Source organism: Neochlamydia sp. TUME1 (assembly GCF_000813645.1).
GTDB lineage: Bacteria > Chlamydiota > Chlamydiia > Chlamydiales > Parachlamydiaceae > Neochlamydia.
Genome location: NZ_JRXI01000162.1, coordinates 1 through 4,029, shown reverse-complemented (window position 1 = coordinate 4,029; position 4,029 = coordinate 1). Strand labels below are relative to the sequence as shown.

Annotated in this window: 2 protein-coding genes and 2 pseudogenes; 1 reads left to right on the top strand and 3 read right to left on the bottom strand. The window is 37.9% G+C overall.

The window, feature by feature from the left end:
• Together DB41_RS07755 and DB41_RS10860 are read right to left on the bottom strand one after the other, a co-directional pair.
• Nucleotides 1–468, bottom strand: a 468-nt coding sequence (locus DB41_RS07755; RefSeq protein ID WP_039386117.1) for a hypothetical protein, incomplete at its 3' end; no start/stop codon positions are given.
• A 689-nt stretch (nt 469–1,157) separates the two neighbouring features.
• Complete coding sequence (locus tag DB41_RS10860) at nt 1,158–2,498, bottom strand: leucine-rich repeat domain-containing protein (RefSeq protein WP_052244018.1); 1,341 nt, start codon at nt 2,496–2,498, stop codon at nt 1,158–1,160.
• Nucleotides 2,499–2,729: 231 nt separating this feature from the next.
• Between DB41_RS10860 and DB41_RS13015 the strand changes: the two are divergent.
• Nucleotides 2,730–2,936: pseudogene (locus tag DB41_RS13015) on the top strand (transposase); the annotation flags it as partial.
• A gap of 188 nt (nt 2,937–3,124) precedes the next feature.
• Here the strand turns inward: DB41_RS13015 and DB41_RS13010 are convergent.
• Nucleotides 3,125–3,827 (bottom strand): annotated as a pseudogene (locus tag DB41_RS13010) (MgtC/SapB family protein).
• Nucleotides 3,828–4,029 lie beyond the last annotated feature (202 nt).

The window sequence follows — 4,029 nt, the reverse complement described above, 5'->3', positions numbered from 1 at the left end:
AAGTTTAGCTTGTAATTCTTTATCTTGAGCCAAAGAATCGCTGTGTTGCAGCTGATGAAGGCGTTCTTTATAATACTCTACAGAGATCTGCTTAGGTGCTTCTAGCTTGCTATATTTTTTTAATATTTCATTAAGGCTACCAGAAGAGGTGGTGTTTAGAACAATAGCTTCTAATTTTCCTCGAGCCTCTTTTTTTGCTTGCCCCAGGCCTAAGTCAAGCGCATACTGTCCCAAGCGATTCAATTGATCATCATTAAAATGCTGCAGATATTTATGACGGCGGTCTTCAGTCTGCATATTACTAGGAAAGAAGACTGTAAATTTTAATTCTTTACCTTCTACCCGGAGGATTTTTACCGCACTTTTTCCGTCGGAAGATATGTTAAAACCCTGAAAAATCTTTTGTTGAGATTCTGCAGGCTGTTGAATCATAAGGTTTGGGCTAGCTTGATGAAGAGAATTAACCATAGAAGCTCCACGAGTTAAAAATAAGCATTCAAACACTATTATACTTGTTTATATAAATTAAGGGTATAATTTTATTATGAATAGTCTTTTAAATATATAATAGGAAATTATTTCTTTCCGAATAAGAGAAAAGAATAAACTTATTCCGGTATATGCAAGCGATCACGGGATAAGCTCAGCTTTAGATAGGATTCTGCGAGCATCTGCAAGGTCAAAATGTTTGCAAATATCTGTTTTTCTATTTCTTGCACACTATCTGATTTGCATTATCTTCTTAGTATCAAGAGCTTAAGCGGGTTCCCTCCTTATGATCGCTTACCTGTTTATAGATATCCATAACTATTAGGAATTTTGTGGCTTAAATGATTTAATCGTTTGGTTTGCTATAGTAGGGCATATACTAGCTCTTATCCCCTAAGCTATCAATATGGCTCTTGAGATATTCAAAATTTTGCTATCTTATTCATTGCTAGATACTTAGCATATAACCCTGCTCGCTGATAGGCTAGCTGTCTACCTTTATCATTTTTCCCCTAGCCTTTAATAAATTTTAAAGCATCATTTTTCCTACCTTCCTCAGCAAAAAAAATAATTAGGAAATTAGATAGCACAGCTAATATATAAGGGCAGCATTCGTGCCCTAGATAAGCTCTTAAAGGATAAGCTCCGTACACCTCATCTCCCATTGCTTAAAGGGGGCCTGATCTCATGATCTCCGCTGAAAAGGGGTAAATTGGCTGTGTTCTAAGTAAGATTTCAAGGTGAGGAAGCTCCTCTATTTCTTCTATAGGAAAAGTGGCAATCTGGTTGTGGGCTAAGTCAAGTATTTTCAAATGAGAGAGTCTCCCTATCTCTGTAGGAATAGTGGTTAGCTGGTTGTTGCTTAACCAAAGCTTTTGCAGATTGGAAAGCTGCCCTATCTCTGCAGGAATAGCGGTTAGCTGATTGTTGCTTAACCAAAGCCCTTCCAGCTCGAAAAGCCGTCCAATAGCTGTAGGAACAGCAATTATCTGATTATTATTTAAGTCAAGAGTTTGCAGCTGTGATAAATCCCCTATCTCTGCAGGAATAGCGGTTAGCTGATTGTTGCTTAACCAAAGCTTTTGCAGGTTGGAAAGCTGCCCTATCTCTGCAGGAATAGCGGTGAGTTGGTTGTGGCTTAATAAAAAAACTTGCAGCTGCGAGAGCTGCTCTATTTGTGCTGGAATAGCGGTGAGTTGGTTGTGGCTTAATAAAAAAACTTGCAGCTGCGAGAGCTGCTCTATCTGTACTGGAAGAGCGGTAAGCTGGTTATGCCCTAGGTCAAGCACTACGAGCTCAGAGAGCTGACATATCCTTGCAGGAAGAGTGGTGAGCTGGTTGTGGTCTAATCTAAGCATCTTTAGCCCACGGAGCTGTCCTAATTCGTCAGGAAGAATGGTGAGATTGTTGTTGTTTAAAAAAAGCTCCTCCAGCTGCGATAATTGCCACATCTCTGGAGGTAAAAAAGTTAAGCCGATTCCTTCTAATTGCAAGCTTGTAATAGCTCTGCCATACCTTTCAATCCAATCTTTAAAAAGCTTTCCTTTTCCTGCTAAAGATAAATGCTTGATCTCTTCTTGCTCTAAGTATTTCTCTCCACTAAGTAATTTTTTCCATATTAAGAGGCGATTAATATTTAACAGATAAGTGGTGTAATTAGCTGATGTAAGATATATGTATTCCTGAGAGGTATCTTTAAATTCTAAAGAGAAAAGAGATTTGGCTAAAGTAAAGGCTTGCTTAAAGATTGCCTTTACCTTTTGCAGTGGAAGAAGCTCATGATCTAGCTCATAAATTTTATCTAAGATAAAAGCATGCTTATTAACATTTCCTTGAGGGAAATGAACTTTAACTATTTGCTTATAAAGAGAAGGCATGACTTCACTAGCTAGAAGATGGCGCCATTTTCTACACACGCTAGATAAGGAAGGGGTGGTACAATATTTCAAAATGGAGGTTAGCATTTCATTAGGTAAGTGCTCAAGGGTAATAGAATTATGGGTATGCATTTTATAGCCTTTATTAAGATTTATCTTAAGTCCTAAAATTTCTTTATATTAAAAAGATATAAAAGAAACAAAAAATAGGCAAGAAAATACTATAAACAAATTCTGGGGTTTTAAATTATAATAAAAAATTCTCTCGAAACTCTAGCTTTTTGATAAAATGAAAGCAAATTCAAAAAAAAAGGAGCCCTAATGCATGGGAAAGCTATCTTAATGATTTAAAGTGACAGGGAGTGGGAAGAAATCAAGCATATTCTCTCTGTCTCCAATGAAAAAGGAGGCAGGCTCTGTAAACATTCTAGACGAGACATATTAGATGCTATTCTTTATGTAAACTGTACAGGCTGCCAATGGAGACATCTTCTCCCAGATTTTCCTCATGGAAGGCAATATTTAATTATTTTTCTACGTGGAAGCTTATTGGGAAATTTGGAGAATTGAAGACTTATCTAAGAAAGAAGAAAAGAATGTCGGTGGGAAGAAAAGAAGAGCCGCAGCTGCCATAGTGGATAGTCAGAGTGTGAAAATCACAGACTGAGGGGCTAAAAGGCTATGATGGAGGAAAAAAATCAAAGGAAGAAAAAGGCATATTTTTAGTAAATGTTTAAAGGTTAAAGATCTATTGAGAACTAAGGGAAGGCTCCTGCATCATCAATAAGTTCGATATTTTCAATGCCCTCTAGCTTACGTAGTTCATCAATTATTTCTATAAAATGAGCTTGGGAAGCAGCCTTGAACAATAAATGAAAAACTTCCTTATCTCCTACTTTTTCTATTTGTAGGCGGCTAGAATCATAACGTTTATTTAAAGTGATTAAAATCTCTTGCAGGGAAGCTAAGTGAATAGCACCATTTTTGGCACCAAACCGTAGACCTACGGCTCGATTTTTTTTGATAAATCTTTTTTCAAGGGGTTTTATTCCAGCAAGGATGACTAGAATAAGCAAGGTTGTGCTAACTGCTGCCAAGTAAAGCCCTCCTCCAATAGCTAGACCAACTGCCGCCACGGCCCATAAGCTTGCTGCTGTTGTCAGACCGCGAATCACATTTTTTTAAAAAAAGGATGGTGCCGGCTCCTAGAAAACCAATTCCGCTAACCACCTGGGCAGCTACGCGTGAAGGATCTAGATTAATTAGTCCTTCATGCACGACTTCATGGAAAGCATACTGGGAAACAAGCATGATAAGGGTAGATCCTAGGCATACAAGCATATGCGTGCGTAGGCCAGCGACCCAGCTCAAGCGTTCTCTTTCAAATCCGATTAAGCCACCCAGCAAGCCTGATAGCAAAAGTCTTAGAATCATTTCCTCTGCAGGTAAGGCTGGAAGCATAAAATCTACCTTTAGTATGTTTACATTTGTTGATTAAGACTGATTGGATAATATTTTATCAATACTTTCAAGAATATTTTGATTTAAGCTTGTTTTTTTGCATAGTTTTAGAGGGAATATCATATAGGCTACCGAAAGAAAAGGTGAGAAGAAGGGTGAATAAGGCAGGTTGCGTCTATACCCCACATTCCGCAGGTTGTAG

What these genes read in the sequence shown, in the direction of transcription:
- DB41_RS10860 (WP_052244018.1), bottom strand. Translation starts at nt 2,498, where the DNA reads ATGCATACCCATAATTCTATTACCCTTGAGCACTTACCTAATGAAATG.